This is a genomic window from Streptomyces sp. BE20 (genome assembly GCF_036322525.1).
Taxonomy (GTDB): domain Bacteria; phylum Actinomycetota; class Actinomycetes; order Streptomycetales; family Streptomycetaceae; genus Kitasatospora.
In genome coordinates this window covers 39,220-51,912 of record NZ_JAQYWW010001182.1, presented here as the reverse complement: position 1 = coordinate 51,912, position 12,693 = coordinate 39,220, and the positions used below count along the sequence as shown (strand labels likewise).

At 74.0% G+C, this 12,693-nt stretch carries 11 protein-coding genes; 5 read left to right on the top strand and 6 right to left on the bottom strand.

Features of this window, described 5'->3' with window-relative positions:
- The first annotated feature begins 37 nt into the window (after positions 1-37).
- Positions 38-976, top strand: a complete 939-nt coding sequence (locus tag PUR61_RS37530) for an aldo/keto reductase (RefSeq protein WP_329884100.1) — start codon at positions 38-40, stop codon at positions 974-976.
- 61 nt (positions 977-1,037) lie between these two features.
- Here the strand turns inward: PUR61_RS37530 and PUR61_RS37525 are convergent, their stop codons facing one another.
- The 5 genes from PUR61_RS37525 to bioB all read right to left on the bottom strand — a co-directional run bounded on the left by PUR61_RS37525 (position 1,038) and on the right by bioB (position 5,859).
- The gene (locus PUR61_RS37525) at positions 1,038-1,652 is read right to left on the bottom strand and encodes a hypothetical protein (protein WP_329884097.1); all 615 of its coding nucleotides are present in this window, start codon (positions 1,650-1,652) and stop codon (positions 1,038-1,040) included.
- Between the two features lie 142 nt (positions 1,653-1,794).
- Positions 1,795-2,238, bottom strand: a complete 444-nt coding sequence (locus PUR61_RS37520; protein WP_329884096.1) for a hypothetical protein — start codon at positions 2,236-2,238, stop codon at positions 1,795-1,797.
- 189 nt (positions 2,239-2,427) lie between these two features.
- The gene (bioD, locus tag PUR61_RS37515) at positions 2,428-3,165 is read right to left on the bottom strand and encodes a dethiobiotin synthase (RefSeq protein WP_329884095.1); all 738 of its coding nucleotides are present in this window, start codon (positions 3,163-3,165) and stop codon (positions 2,428-2,430) included.
- Positions 3,162-4,466 (bottom strand): adenosylmethionine--8-amino-7-oxononanoate transaminase, encoded by a 1,305-nt coding sequence (locus tag PUR61_RS37510; RefSeq protein WP_329884094.1) that lies wholly within the window; start codon positions 4,464-4,466, stop codon positions 3,162-3,164. The genes bioD and PUR61_RS37510 overlap by 4 nt, the downstream gene beginning before the upstream one ends.
- Positions 4,467-4,509: 43 nt before the next feature.
- Positions 4,510-5,859 (bottom strand): biotin synthase BioB, encoded by a 1,350-nt coding sequence (bioB, locus tag PUR61_RS37505; protein ID WP_329884092.1) that lies wholly within the window; start codon positions 5,857-5,859, stop codon positions 4,510-4,512.
- 210 nt (positions 5,860-6,069) lie between these two features.
- Here bioB and PUR61_RS37500 point away from each other — a divergent pair, with 210 nt between their 5' ends.
- Positions 6,070-6,906 (top strand): hypothetical protein, encoded by an 837-nt coding sequence (locus PUR61_RS37500; protein ID WP_329884090.1) that lies wholly within the window; start codon positions 6,070-6,072, stop codon positions 6,904-6,906.
- Positions 6,907-7,072: 166 nt separating this feature from the next.
- Here the strand turns inward: PUR61_RS37500 and PUR61_RS37495 are convergent, their stop codons facing one another.
- Positions 7,073-9,565, bottom strand: coding sequence for a DEAD/DEAH box helicase (locus PUR61_RS37495; protein ID WP_380360834.1), 2,493 nt, complete (start codon positions 9,563-9,565; stop codon positions 7,073-7,075).
- Between the two features lie 404 nt (positions 9,566-9,969).
- Between PUR61_RS37495 and PUR61_RS37490 the strand changes: the two genes are divergently transcribed.
- From PUR61_RS37490 to PUR61_RS37480, 3 genes are all read left to right on the top strand, one after another.
- Positions 9,970-11,166 (top strand): 8-amino-7-oxononanoate synthase, encoded by a 1,197-nt coding sequence (locus PUR61_RS37490; protein WP_329884086.1) that lies wholly within the window; start codon positions 9,970-9,972, stop codon positions 11,164-11,166.
- Between the two features lie 98 nt (positions 11,167-11,264).
- A complete protein-coding gene (locus PUR61_RS37485; RefSeq protein WP_329884084.1) occupies positions 11,265-11,939 on the top strand; it encodes a hypothetical protein in 675 nt (224 codons plus the stop codon).
- Positions 11,940-12,024: 85 nt separating this feature from the next.
- Complete coding sequence (locus PUR61_RS37480) at positions 12,025-12,561, top strand: hypothetical protein (RefSeq protein ID WP_329884082.1); 537 nt, start codon at positions 12,025-12,027, stop codon at positions 12,559-12,561.
- The last annotated feature ends 132 nt before the right edge of the window (positions 12,562-12,693 follow it).

Sequence of the window (12,693 nt, the reverse complement as noted above, 5' to 3'; positions counted from 1 at the left end):
GTCTTGGATGGTCCAGACCACTACGGAAGGCTCATCCATGACTGTTCCTCAGCGCACCATTGTGTTGGGCACGTTGGGCTTCGGCACGATCGTCGACGAGGAGACCTCGTTCCGGATCCTGGACCGGTTCGTCGAGGCGGGCGGGACCGTCCTCGACACCGCCAACAACTACGCCTTCTGGCTCGACGGCGCGACCGGGGACGAGAGCGAGGAGGTCATCGGCCGCTGGCTGGCCGACCGCAACGCCCGCGACCGGGTCGTCATCAGCACCAAGGTGGGCGCCCGGCCGTCCGTTCCGGGGGCCGGGCTGGAGGCCGCCGAAGGGCTCTCGGAGAAGGCGGTCCGGGCCGGTATCGAGGGCAGCCTGCGCCGCCTCGGCACCGATCACGTGGACGTGTACTGGAGCCACATCGAGGACCGGTCCGTCCCGCTCGCCGAGACCGTGGAGACCTTCGCCGACCTCGTGACGTCCGGCAAGGCGGGGGCTGTCGGCGCCAGCAACCACGCGGTCTGGCGGGTGGAGCGGGCACGGGCGCTGGCCGGCGCGCAGCCGCGGTACAGCCACCTCCAGTACCGCTACTCGTACCTCCAGCCGCGGTTCGACGTGCCGCTGCTCTCCTCGGCGCACGTCCACGTGACGTCCGAACTCCTCGACTACGTCCGCTCCGAGGGCGACCTCCGGCTCTGGGCGTACAGCCCGCTCCTCTCCGGCGGCCTCACCCGCCCCGAGGTGGAGATCGGCGCCGCCTACGACCACCCGGGCACGCCGAGGCGGCTCGCCGCCCTGCGCGAGGTCGCCGAGCAGTCCGGTGCCACCGTGAACCAGGTGGCGCTCAGCTGGCTGCTCGACCACGAGCCGCGGATCCTGCCGCTGGTCGGGGTGAGCGGGATCGCCCAGCTCGACGAGGTGCTCGGTGCCCTCGACGTGACCCTGTCCGAGGAGCAGCGCCGCCGTCTGGACGAGGCCGCGCTGTAGCCGGGGCAGCCCAGGCGGTCCGGTCGCCGCCGGGCCGCCGGGGCGGTTCGGCCACCCGGGTTCAGGCCGGGTAGCCGATCCCGGCGATGTCGTCGGCGATGTCGCCCAGGTCCGTCTCCGGATTGAGGGCGGACACGACGGCTTCGGTGAGCGGACGGAGCGCCAGGACGTGCTCGACGGCGGCGAGGTCCGGCTCGTGCTCGGGCTCGTAGTAGTCCTCGGCCCACGCCCGGTACGCGGTGGCCGTGCCGTCGGCCAGCAGCCCGAAGAGCTCCACACCGCCGGTGGGGGCGGTCTGCGGGGCGTGCCAGCGGGTGTCCCCGCTCTCGCGCCAGAAGCAGACGGTGAGGTCCGGCCGGCCCTCGGAGTCGGCGAACGCCGGCTCGTCGACGTACGACCGGAAGGACTCGGGCACCTCCGCCAGCAGGTGCGGCGCGTTGGGCGCCTCGTGGTCGAGGCCGCGGGCGTACACGCCGGCCGCCGAGAAGACCATGAACCAGTCGTCGCCCTGCCCGTTGCGCATCGAGGCCATCTCCTCGCCCTCGCCCCAGTGCGCGTCGAAGGAGTAGTACCGGTCGCCCCAGTCGGGGCTGAGGACGGCGTCGAGCATGGCCAGGGCCCGGCACCGGTCGCGGAGCGCGGGGATGTCGGGCAGACGGAGCAGGAGATCGTGCATACCGTCATTCAATCAGGTGGTATCCGCACGGCCCGCCCGAGACGGCCCCCGGGCCGGCCGGCGGGTAGGCAGACGGGCTGGTAGGACGGTGCGCAGGCCGGCCAGGTACGCCGTCCGTCCGGCGGTGACCTGTCGGGGCCCGTCAGGGATTGCTGAGCGCGTACGTGCGGAAGGTGGCGAGCAGGGGGAGGACGTCCGTCTTGCTCGGCTCCTCCGTGACCGCCCGCATCGCGTCGATCACCGCGTGCGCGATCACCTTGACCACGTCGAGGTCGTCGCCGGCGGTCTCGCCCCAGGCGCGCAGGGTCTGGGTGAGCAGGGCGCTCATCCGGGCCCCGATGTTGGAGCTGACGGCGTCGCTCAGCTCCGCCAGCTCCTCGTCGGTCATGCTCGACCGCAGTCCGAACGCCAGCGCCATCAGCGTGTCCACGGCGTGCTCGCCGTACGCCGCGACGAGCGCGGCGAGCGGTTGTTCGGCCGGTCCCCGGGTGGCCAGCGCGGCCAGTGCCTCGTCGTCGTCCTTCCACGCCGCTTCGAGCGCGGCGAGGGCCCGCAGGGCCTCGTCCACCATCAGGCCATCCGTCATGCGGAGAACGGTATTGAGACCTATCGCGCAGCGGACCGGGTGGTGCCGGGATCTCACCCGTTCGAGCGAATACCATCGCGTTCCCGCCCGGGCGCGCGCACGGTGGTGACCGGCCCCCGGGAGGAGGCCGGCCACGGGCCGGGGCGCGAGGCCAGAGCCCTGCGCCCCGGCCCATGCCCCGGCCGGCGCTCAGCCGGCGTCGTGCTCCGCGGTGAACCCGGCCGCGTCCCACCGGCCGTACAGCCCGGGGGCGAGCGAGCCGGCCGCCACGGCGGGGAAGTCCTCCGCGCCGGCGGCCCGTTCGGGCAGCGCACCGAGCAGCGGGGCGGCGGCGGCGCGGGGCAGGTCGGCCAGGTTGCAGCGGTCGGCGAGGCCGGGCGAGCGGGGCCAGGCGCCGACCACCACACCGAGCAGCGGCAGGCCGCGCGCGGCGAGTGCCTCCGCCGTGAGCGCGGTGGTGTTGAGCGTGCCGAGACCGGCCGTCGCCACCAGCAGCACCTCGGCCGGCAGCCCGAGGCCGTGCACCGCCTGCGCCTGGTCGGCCAGGGTCCGGCCCTGCCCGTCGTAGCGGACCAGCAGACCGCCGGCACCCTCCACCAGTACCAGGTCGTGCCGGTCGGCCAGTTCGGCCACCGCCTGCGCGACGTCCTCCGCCGCCAGGTACGGCAGACCCGCCCGCCGAGCCGCCGTGTCCGGCGCCAACGGCTCGGGGTAGCGGCTGAGTTCACGGAGCGTCAGCGGACCGCCGGCCAGTCGGGCGACCTCCTCGACGTCGCCGGCCTCCCCCGGCGCGACGCCGGTCTGCCCGGGTTTCAGCACCGCGACCCGCAGCCCGGCCCGCAGCGCCGCCGCGGCGACGGCGGCCGTGGTCACGGTCTTGCCGACCTCGGTGCCGGTCCCGGTCACGAACACGATCCGGGCGCTCATCCCGCCACCGCCGCCGCCGTGACGGCCGCGGCGATCCGCGCCACGTCCTCGTCACCGGTCACGTACGGCGGCATGGTGTAGATGAGGTCCCGGAACGGGCGCAGCCAGACGCCCTCCCGGGCGGCGGCCTCGGTCGCCGCCGCCATGTCCACCGGGTGGTCCAGCTGCACGACGCCGATCGCACCGAGCACCCGCACCTCGTGGACGCCCGGCAGCCCGGCGGCGTCCGCCAGGCCGTCCCGCAGGCCGGCTTCGAGGCGCTTGACCTCCGTCTGCCAGTCCTGTCCGAGCAGCAGGTCGATCGAGGCGTTGGCGACGGCCGCCGCCAGCGGGTTGCCCATGAACGTCGGGCCGTGGGCCAGCACCGGCATCTCGCCCCGGCTGATCCCGTCGGCGATCTCCGCCGTGCACAGCGCCGCCGCCATGGTGAGGTAGCCGCCCGTCATCGCCTTGCCCAGGCACATCACGTCCGGGGAGACGCCCGCGTGGTCGGCCGCGAACAGCGCACCGCTGCGGCCGAACCCGGTGGCGATCTCGTCGAAGACCAGCAACACCCCGTGCCGGTCGCAGAGTTCGCGCAGCATCCGCAGGTAGGCGGGGGAGTGGAAACGCATCCCGCCCGCGCCCTGCACCACCGGCTCGACGATCACCGCCGCCAGCTCGCCCGCGTGACGCTCCATCAGCTCGTCGAAGGACTGCACGTAGGCGTCGTCGAGCGGGGCGTCGAAGCCGGCCGGCGGCTGCGCCGCGAAGAGCTGGCCGGGCAGCACCCCGCCCCACAGGTGGTGCATGCCGCCCTGGGGGTCGCAGACCGACATGGGGTGGAAGGTGTCGCCGTGGTAGCCGCCGCGCCAGGTGAGCAGCCGGCGCTTCTCGGGCCGGCCGACGGACTGCCAGTACTGCAGGCACATCTTCATCGCGACCTCGACGGCCACCGAGCCGGAGTCGGCGAGGAAGACGTGCTGCAGGGGTTCCGGAGTGATCTCCACCAGCGTGGCGGCCAGCCGGACGGCCGGTTCGTGGGTGAGCCCGCCGAACATGACGTGGCTCATCCGGCCCAGCTGTCCGCGCACCGCCTCGTCCAGCACCGGGTGGCCGTACCCGTGGATCGCCGCCCACCAGGACGACATGCCGTCGATCAGTTCGCGGTGGCCGCCCGCGACCGGCGCGGCCAGCGTGAGCCGGACGCCGGACGCCGACTCCACGACGTACGGGGTGGCGGTGCCGGGCATCGGTCCGTAGGGGTGCCAGACGTGCGCCCGGTCGAGCGCGAGGAGGGTGTCCGTGGACAGCTGGGCCATGAGGGGTCTACTTCCGTACCGTTCCGTTCCGTGCGGCGGGTGATCAGGCGTTGGGCGCGAGCTCGGTGCCGGCGCCACGACGGCGGACCCGGACGAGGTCGGTGCGCGACTCGTCGCCGCTCCCACCGGCAGGCCCGGCGACCTCGACGAGCTCGGCCGGCTCGTCGGGCCCGGGCGCCTCGGCCGACGCCGCGGGCTCCGCGTCGAGCGTCCCGCCGTGTCCGGCGTGCCCGCCGTGTCCTCCGCACGGGCCGCAGCCGCCGCCCGCCCCGCACGGCCCGCCCGCCGGGGCGTCCGCGGCGTCGGCCGGGGTGTCGGACGCCGCACCGCTGCCGCAGCCTCCGCCGGTGGCCGCGCCGGTGCCGCAGCCGCCGCCCGCGAGGGCGTCCGCCCGGTGCCGGGGCAGAGTGGCCTCGCCCATGCCCTCCACCTCGAAGCCGGAGTCCCGGATCATGTCGAGGTCGGCCTGCCCGGCCTGCCCCTCGCTGGTCAGGTAGTCGCCCAGGAAGATGGAGTTCGCGACGTGCAGGCCCAGCGGCTGCAGGGTTCGCAGGTGCACCTCGCGACCGCCGGCGATCCGCACCTCGGTGTCCGGGTTGACGAACCGGACCATCGACAGGATGCGCAGGCAGCGCTGCGGGGTGAGGTTCCACTCCTTGGCCAGCGGGGTGCCCTCGAACGGGATCAGGAAGTTCACGGGCACCGAGTCCGAGCCCAGCTCGCGCAGCGCGAAGACGACGTCCACCAGGTCCTCGTCGCTCTCGCCCATGCCGGCGATCAGGCCCGAGCAGGCGGACAGGCCCGCACCGTGCGCCTTCCGCACGGTGTCGACCCGGTCGGCGTACGTGTGGGTGGTGGTGATGGCGCCGTACGTGCCCTCGGAGGTGTTGAGGTTGTGGTTGTAGGCGTCGGCGCCGGCCGCCTTCAGCCGCTCGGCCTGGTTGTCGGAGAGCAGGCCCAGACAGGCGCACACCTCCACCGAGGGGTCGGCGTCCTTGATGGCGGTGATGGTGTCGGTGACCCGGTCGATGTCACGGTCCGTCGGACCGCGCCCGCTCGCCACCAGGCAGACGCGCTTGGCGCCGCCGCTCACGCCGGCCTTCGCGGCCTCGGCGGCCTGGCCCGGCTTCAGCCAGGTGTACTTGAGGATCCCGGCCTTGGAGCCCAGCCGCTGCGAGCAGTACGAGCAGTCCTCCGGGCAGAGCCCGCTCTTGAGGTTCACCAGGTAGTTGAGCTTGACCCGGCGGCCGAACCACCGCCGGCGCACCCGCCCGGCGGCCGCGACCACGTCCAGCAGGTCGTCGTCGGTGGTGGCGAGAACGGCCAGCGCCTCCTCGCGGGTGGGGGTCTCCCCACGCAGGCCCTTGGCGGTGAGGGTATCGAGCAGATCCATGGGCCTGATCCTGCCTCCTGGCCCGCGAGAGACGCCAGAGGAAACCCACCAGAAGATCCAGGGGAGGATGTGCGAGTTGTCACAGTGTCGAAGCTCACGGTAGTGGTGCAGGTCACGTCGGGTGCGGGGCCGGGTCGGGGCGTCGCGCGACGGCCGCCGGAGCCCGCCCCAGTGATCTCCACCACGCGTGACCTGCATACAATCGGCGCCATGACCACGCAGGGGGAGCACGCCCCGTCACCCGCGGAACGACCGGCGGAACGACCGGTAGGCCAGACGTCCGAACGGCCCGTCGGGGCGTACCGGGCCAGGAGAGTGACCGCCCGCCGGGTCGTCGGCTGGGTCGTGGTGATCGGCGTGGTGGCGGCCGGAGGATGGGTCATCACCAGCCCGACGCCCGGCGACTTCATACCCGGGCTCGGTCCGTCCAGCAAGGACGCGACCAAGTCGCCACCGGTCGTCGGGGACGCGCCGCGCGCGGTCGCCGACCCCGAAGCCCTGGACGTCGACGCCTACTTCCCCGCCCAGCGGTTGATCGAGGCGGGCGGCTACAAGGGCAAGCGCTCCGGCGCCCGCCGGGGCGACAACTGCACCGAGGTGCTCCAGGACCGCACCCTGGACCTCCTGCGCGACGGCGGCTGCCGCGGCTACCTCGCCGTCAGCTTCGCCGGCCAGGAGAAGCCGGTGCTCAGCAGCGTCACCCTGCTGCGGTTCGCGGACGCCGCCTCCGCCGCCAGAGCCGCCGAGGCGCTGCGCGCCAGGCCCGGCTCGGTGGCCTTCGTCCTCCCCGACGCCTCCGCCGCGCCCGCCCAGGCCGCCGGCACGGCCCGGCCCGGCGGCGATCCGCGGGTCGAGCTGGTCGGCCACTACGTGACGGTCACCAGCTCGCGGCCGGTCGACGCCCACCCGGCCTCGCCGACCCCCTCTGCCTCCGCCGGCACCCCGCTGCCGGTGCCGTCCACCGGCTCCCCCAGCGTCGAGCAGATGCTCGACGAGGCGACCCGGGCGCTCTCCGCCACGGCCGGCGCGCCCTTCGTCTGGATGTAGCGCCGCATGCGACGGGGCGGGCGGAGTGCACTCCGCCCGCCCCTTTCCGACGCGGTGTCAGGATGCCGCTGCCGCCGTCCTGATCGCCGGGTCCGGCCCTGACCGGTCCGGCCCTGACCGGTCCGGCCCTGAGCGGGGCCGGACCCGCACCGGGGCCGGCGGGCCGTCAGCCGCCCAGCCGGTCCACCGAGGTGATCCGCAGCACCGCCCGGCCCTCCTCGTCGGACCCGTAGAGGTCGACCTCGGCACTGATGCCCCAGTCGTGGTCGCCCTCCGGGTCGTCGAAGATCTGCCGGACCCGCCAGGACGAGTCCGCCTCCTCGATCAGCAGCATCTTCGGCCCGCGCGCGTTCGGCCCGGTGCCCAGGTCGTCGTACTCGTCCCAGTACCCGTCCATGGCGTCCGCCCAGCGGTCCGCGTCCCAGCCGTACTCGCCGTCCAGCTCGGCCAGCGCGTCGTAGTGCTCCAGCGCGCAGAGTTCCACACGGCGGAACATCTCGTTGCGCACCAGGACCCGGAACGCCCGGGCGTTGGCCGTCACCGGCGCAGGCTTGTCGTCCAGCGCCACCTCGGCCGACTGCGGGTCGGTCGGGTTGGCCAGCTGCTCCCACTCGTCCAGCAGGCTGGAGTCGACCTGGCGGACCAGCTCGCCCAGCCAGGCGATGATGTCCTTCAGATCGTCGGTCTTCACGTCCTCGGGCACGGTCTGCTCCAGCGCCTTGTACGCGCCCGCCAGGTACCGCAGCACGATGCCCTCGGTGCGGGCCAGCTCGTAGAAGCCGACGTAGTCCGAGAAGGTCATCGCCCGCTCGTACAGGTCGCGGACCACCGACTTCGGCTGGAGCCGGTGGTCGCCGATCCACGGGTGCGCCCGCTGGTACACCTCGTAGGCGTGGGTGAGCAGTTCCTCCAGCGGCTTCGGGTAGGTGATCTCCTGGAGCCGCTCCATCCGCTCCTCGTACTCGATGCCGTCGCGCTTCATCTCGCCGACGGCCTCCCCGCGCGCCTTGTTCTGCTGCGCGGCGAGGATCTGGCGCGGGTCGTCGAGCGTCGCCTCGACGACCGACACCACGTCCATCGCGTGCGAGGGCGAGGTCGGGTCGAGCAGCTCGAAGGACGCCAGCGCGAACGTCGAGAGCGGCTGGTTGAGCGCGAAGTTCTCCTGGAGGTCCAGGGTGAGCCGGACGATCCGGCCCTCCGAGTCCGGTTCCGGAAGCCGCTCGACCACGCCGCCCTCCAGTAGCGAGCGGTAGATGGCGATGGCGGTGCGGATGTGCCGGCGCTGGGCGGAGCGGTCCTCGTGGTTGTCGGTGAGCAGCGTGCGCATCGCCTCGAAGGCGTTGCCCGGCCGGCCGATCACCGAGAGCAGCATCGCGTGGGTCACCTTGAACCGGGAGACCAGCGGCTCGGGGTCGGCGGAGATCAGCTTCTCGAAGGTCTCCTCGGACCAGCCGACGAACCCCTCCGGCGCCTTCTTCCGGACGATCTTGCGCTTCTTCTTCGGGTCGTCGCCCGCCTTGGCGACGGCCTTGTCGTTCTCGATGACGTGCTCGGGGGCCTGCGCCACCACCTGGCCCACCGTGTCGAACCCGGCCCGCCCGGCGCGCCCGGCGATCTGGTGGAACTCCCGCGCCCGCAGCATCCGCACCCGCTGGCCGTCGTACTTGGAGAGCGCGGTGAACAGCACCGTGCGGATCGGCACGTTGACGCCCACGCCCAGCGTGTCCGTCCCGCAGATGACCTTCAACAGGCCTGCCTGGGCGAGACGTTCGACCAGTCGCCGGTACTTCGGCAGCATGCCGGCGTGGTGCACGCCGATGCCGTGCCGTACGAACCGGGACAGGTTGCGGCCGAACTTGGTGGTGAACCGGAAGTTGCCGATCAGCGCGGCGATGGCGTCCTTCTCCGCCTTCGAGCACATGTTGATGCTCATCAGCGACTGCGCCCGCTCCACCGCCTCCTTCTGCGTGAAGTGCACGACGTAGACCGGCGCCTGGCCGGTCTTCAGCAGCTCCTCCAGCGTGTCGTGCATGGGGGTGCGCCGGTACTCGTAGAACAGCGGCACCGGGCGGGTCGTGTTGCGGACCACGGTGGTCGGGCGGCCGGTCCGGCGGTTCAGGTCCTCCTCGAAGCGCCGTACGTCGCCGAGCGTCGCCGACATCAGCAGGAACTGCGCCTGCGGCAGCTCCAGCAGCGGGATCTGCCAGGCCCAGCCGCGGTCCGGCTCCGCGTAGAAGTGGAACTCGTCCATGACCACCTGGCCGACGTCGGCCAGGCGCCCGTCGCGCAGCGCGATCTGTGCCAGCACCTCCGCGGTACAACAGATGATCGGCGCGGTCGGGTTCACCGACGCGTCGCCCGTCATCATGCCGACCTGCTCGGTGCCGAACATCTTGCACAGGTCGAAGAACTTCTCCGACACCAGTGCCTTGATCGGCGCGGTGTAGAACGTCCGCTTCCCCTCCGCCAGCGCGGCGAAGTGCGCACCCGCCGCCACCAGGCTCTTGCCCGACCCGGTCGGCGTCGCCAGGATCACGTTGTTCCCCGACACCAGCTCGATCAGCGCCTCCTCCTGCGCCGGGTACAGCGAGATCCCGCGCTCCTCCGCCCAGGCGGCGAACGTCTCGTACAGCGCGTCGGGCGTGGCGGGCTTCGGCATCAGATCTAGGAGGGTCACCCGGCTATCTTGCCTGCTCGTCGCCGCCCCCGGCAAAGGCCGCGCCCCGCGGCCTCCCGGCAGGAGCGGCCGGCCGCCTGCGGGGAGGGGGCGGCGGCGTGTCCGGGGGCCTGCCCGTGAACGACCTCGGGCCCGGCCGGGCCGTGGCCGCCACCGTACGGGGAGAGGGCCGGGCGGCGACCGGAACGCGAAAGGACCGAGGCGGAACCACGAAGGGAACCCGGCCGGCCACCCGGCCGGTCTCGCCGCACCGTATTCCGGAATCACCGGGCAATTTCGAGGAATTCGTTTCCCGAATTCCGTCGAATCGAGGGCGAAGGAAAGGGCCGGGCGTGTGCGCAGACGCACATTGCCCGGTGCGCGCGGGGCGTGCCAGAGTGCCGACCATGGCCCACCCCTCTGCGCCCGAGGCGCCCGTCGTCGCCCCCGCCGCCGTCTTCGACTGGCTCGACGAGACGGCCGAGCAGCGTGCCCGGGCCGGGCTCACCCGGACGCTGCGCAGCCGGCCAGCCGAGGACCCGGTGCTCGACCTCGCCGGCAACGACTACCTCGGACTCACCCGGCACCCCGCCGTCACCCGGGCCGCCGCCGACGCCGCGCTGCGCTGGGGCGGCGGCGCCACCGGCTCCCGCCTGGTCACCGGCACCACCGCCCTGCACACCGAACTGGAGGGCGAGCTGGCCGACTTCTGCGGCGTCGATGCCGCCCTCGTGTTCTCCTCCGGGTACACCGCCAATCTGGCCGCGCTCACCGCGCTCACCGACCCGGACACCCTCATCGTCTCCGACGCGTACAACCACGCCTCGCTGATCGACGGCTGCCGGCTCGCCCGGGCCGACGTCCACCGCGCCCCGCACAGCGACCCCGCCGCCGTCGCCGCCGTCCTCGCCGAACGCACCCGGCGGCGGGCCCTGGTCGTCACCGACTCCGTCTTCTCGGTCGACGGCAACGCCGCCCGGCTGCCCGAACTCGCCCTCGCGGCACGGTCGTCCGGCGCTGCGCTGCTGGTCGACGACGCCCACGGGCTCGGCGTCCTCGGGCCCGGCGGTGCCGGCGCCCTCGCCGCCGCCGACCTCGCGGGAGCCCCGGACGTGGTCGCCACCGTCACCCTCTCCAAGTCGCTCGGCTCCCAGGGCGGCGCCGTCCTCGGCCCCCGCCGGGTGATCCGCCACCTCACCGAGACGGCCCGCACCTTCATCTTCGACACCGGCCTCGCCCCCGCCGCCGTCGGCGCCGCCCTCGGCGCGCTGCGCCTGCTGCGCGCGGAACCGCACCGCGCCGACCGTGCCCGCGAGGTCGCCCGCACGCTCGCCGCCCGGCTCACGGCCGCCGGGCTGCACGCCTCCCGCCCGGACGCCGCCGTGGTGTCCGTCCGCGCGCCCGGCCCCGAGGCCGCCGTCGCCTGGGCCGCCGACTGCCGCCGCGCCGGCCTCGCCGTCGGCTGCTTCCGCCCGCCCTCCGTCCCCGACGGGATCTCCCGGCTGCGGCTGACCGCCCGCGGCGACCTGACGGACGCTCAGATCGCCGAAGCGGTCGGGATCATCGCCTCGTGCGCCCCGGAGGGCGCCGCGCTCGCCGGCTGACCGCAACCGCCGCCACCCGACCGGCGTCCTGACCCACGGCACGGCACGGCACGGCACGGCACGGGCGGGTACGGACGGGCGCGGGACGGGCGGGGCGGATGACCACGAACGGTGAGGCGGTCCACGACGAGGACGGCACCGGGCCGGGCGGCACCGGTGCCCGCGGTGCGGAGCCGCGCGACGCGGAGCCGAAGAGTGCCGAGGTCCGGGATGCCGTGCCGGCCGGGCCCGAGGGGCCACGGCACCGGGCGCGCCGCTTCCTCGGAAGGCTCGCCCTGGTCGCGGTGGCCATGGGGCTCTTCTGGCTCGCCTGGGTGGCCGCCTCGGCCACCGTCCCGCACCTCGGCTACTCGGTCGGCGCCACCGGTGAGCGGGGCTGGTACATGCGCGGCATCTGCCTGCCCGAGGCCGAACTCTCCGAGTACCAGAGGGAGCACCTCCCGCCGGGCGGCTGCGACGGGCGGTTCGACCCGGCCGACGGTGAATCCACCTACCGCTACGCCCTGAACGAGAACCCGACGGACAGCGCGGGCCCCGTCCAGGTGCGGTGCGGAGCGGGGGAGTGCCACGAGTCCGGCTTCAGGGCCACGGCGTGGTGGCTCTTCGTGCTGCTGGGCGGGCTGGCGGCGGTGCCCGCAGGTGCCTTCCTGATCGTCTGGGCCGTCGCCGAACCGCTCGCCGACCGCCTCTTCATGCCGGCCTCCGTCGGCGTCGGCGTGACGCTCGGGCTGTCCTGCCTCTGCTGCCTGCTGACCGGTAGAGGAAGCGCCTGACACGGCCGAACCGGCCGCGCCGTTCGCGCGTCCCAGCCGAGGGGCGGTGAGAACGGCTCGCCGGACCGAACGGCAGGGGGCGGGAATGGATCCGGACATCCGACGCGGGCCGGGCAGAGCGCTGGTGCCGGTCGTGGCGGTGCTGGCCCTGCTCGGACTCGGCGGCTGGGGCGCGGTGACGGCGGGGGAGGGACTGGCCTACGCCACCGCGGTCGCCGGGACGCGCGGCGAGCTGGTCGCCGACCGGTGCCTGCGCACCGATCCCGCCCGGCCCGCCCAGGGCACGACCGGTGACTGCCGGGGGACGTTCTTCCCCGACGGCGGCGGGCAGGCGAACGAGCACGCGTGGATCGACTGGAAGATCGCCACCGGTGAACGCGTCGAGGTCTCCTGCACGGGCGACGGCGAGTGCCGCCTCGTGGGCGCCGCCGGCGTGCTGTTCTGGCTGAGCATCCTGCTGCTCGCCCTGGCGGCCCTCCCGGTGGCCGGGTTCGTCGCGGTCCATCAGCTGCTGCGTCCGCTGGACCGCTCGCAGCGGCTCCGGGTCGGCCTGGGGATCGCCGCGGCCGTCCTGCTGGTCGGGGCGTTCGCGGCCTTCGTCGGCGCGCTCGTCGGCCGGTAGCGGAGGGCGCCGGGCGGGTCCGGGCCGGGCTTCGAGGTGCGGAGCCGGACGTGCCGCCGCGTCCCTCGCCGAGCGCCACCACGAGGGTCACGGTATCGGCCGCCGTGCCGGTTGCCCGGTGCCGGTTGCCCG

Excerpts from the sequence above, each read along its gene's own strand:
- bioD (WP_329884095.1), bottom strand. The coding sequence starts at position 3,165 with ATGAGCGCCCGGATCGTGTTCGTGACCGGGACCGGCACCGAGGTCGGC.
- bioB (WP_329884092.1), bottom strand. The coding sequence starts at position 5,859 with ATGGATCTGCTCGATACCCTCACCGCCAAGGGCCTGCGTGGGGAGACC.
- PUR61_RS37525 (WP_329884097.1), bottom strand. The coding sequence starts at position 1,652 with ATGCACGATCTCCTGCTCCGTCTGCCCGACATCCCCGCGCTCCGCGAC.
- PUR61_RS37485 (WP_329884084.1), top strand. The coding sequence starts at position 11,265 with ATGACCACGAACGGTGAGGCGGTCCACGACGAGGACGGCACCGGGCCG.
- PUR61_RS37480 (WP_329884082.1), top strand. The coding sequence starts at position 12,025 with ATGGATCCGGACATCCGACGCGGGCCGGGCAGAGCGCTGGTGCCGGTC.
- PUR61_RS37490 (WP_329884086.1), top strand. The coding sequence starts at position 9,970 with ATGGCCCACCCCTCTGCGCCCGAGGCGCCCGTCGTCGCCCCCGCCGCC.
- PUR61_RS37495 (WP_380360834.1), bottom strand. The coding sequence starts at position 9,565 with ATGCCGAAGCCCGCCACGCCCGACGCGCTGTACGAGACGTTCGCCGCC.
- PUR61_RS37510 (WP_329884094.1), bottom strand. The coding sequence starts at position 4,466 with ATGGCCCAGCTGTCCACGGACACCCTCCTCGCGCTCGACCGGGCGCAC.
- PUR61_RS37530 (WP_329884100.1), top strand. The coding sequence starts at position 38 with ATGACTGTTCCTCAGCGCACCATTGTGTTGGGCACGTTGGGCTTCGGC.
- PUR61_RS37500 (WP_329884090.1), top strand. The coding sequence starts at position 6,070 with ATGACCACGCAGGGGGAGCACGCCCCGTCACCCGCGGAACGACCGGCG.
- PUR61_RS37520 (WP_329884096.1), bottom strand. The coding sequence starts at position 2,238 with ATGACGGATGGCCTGATGGTGGACGAGGCCCTGCGGGCCCTCGCCGCG.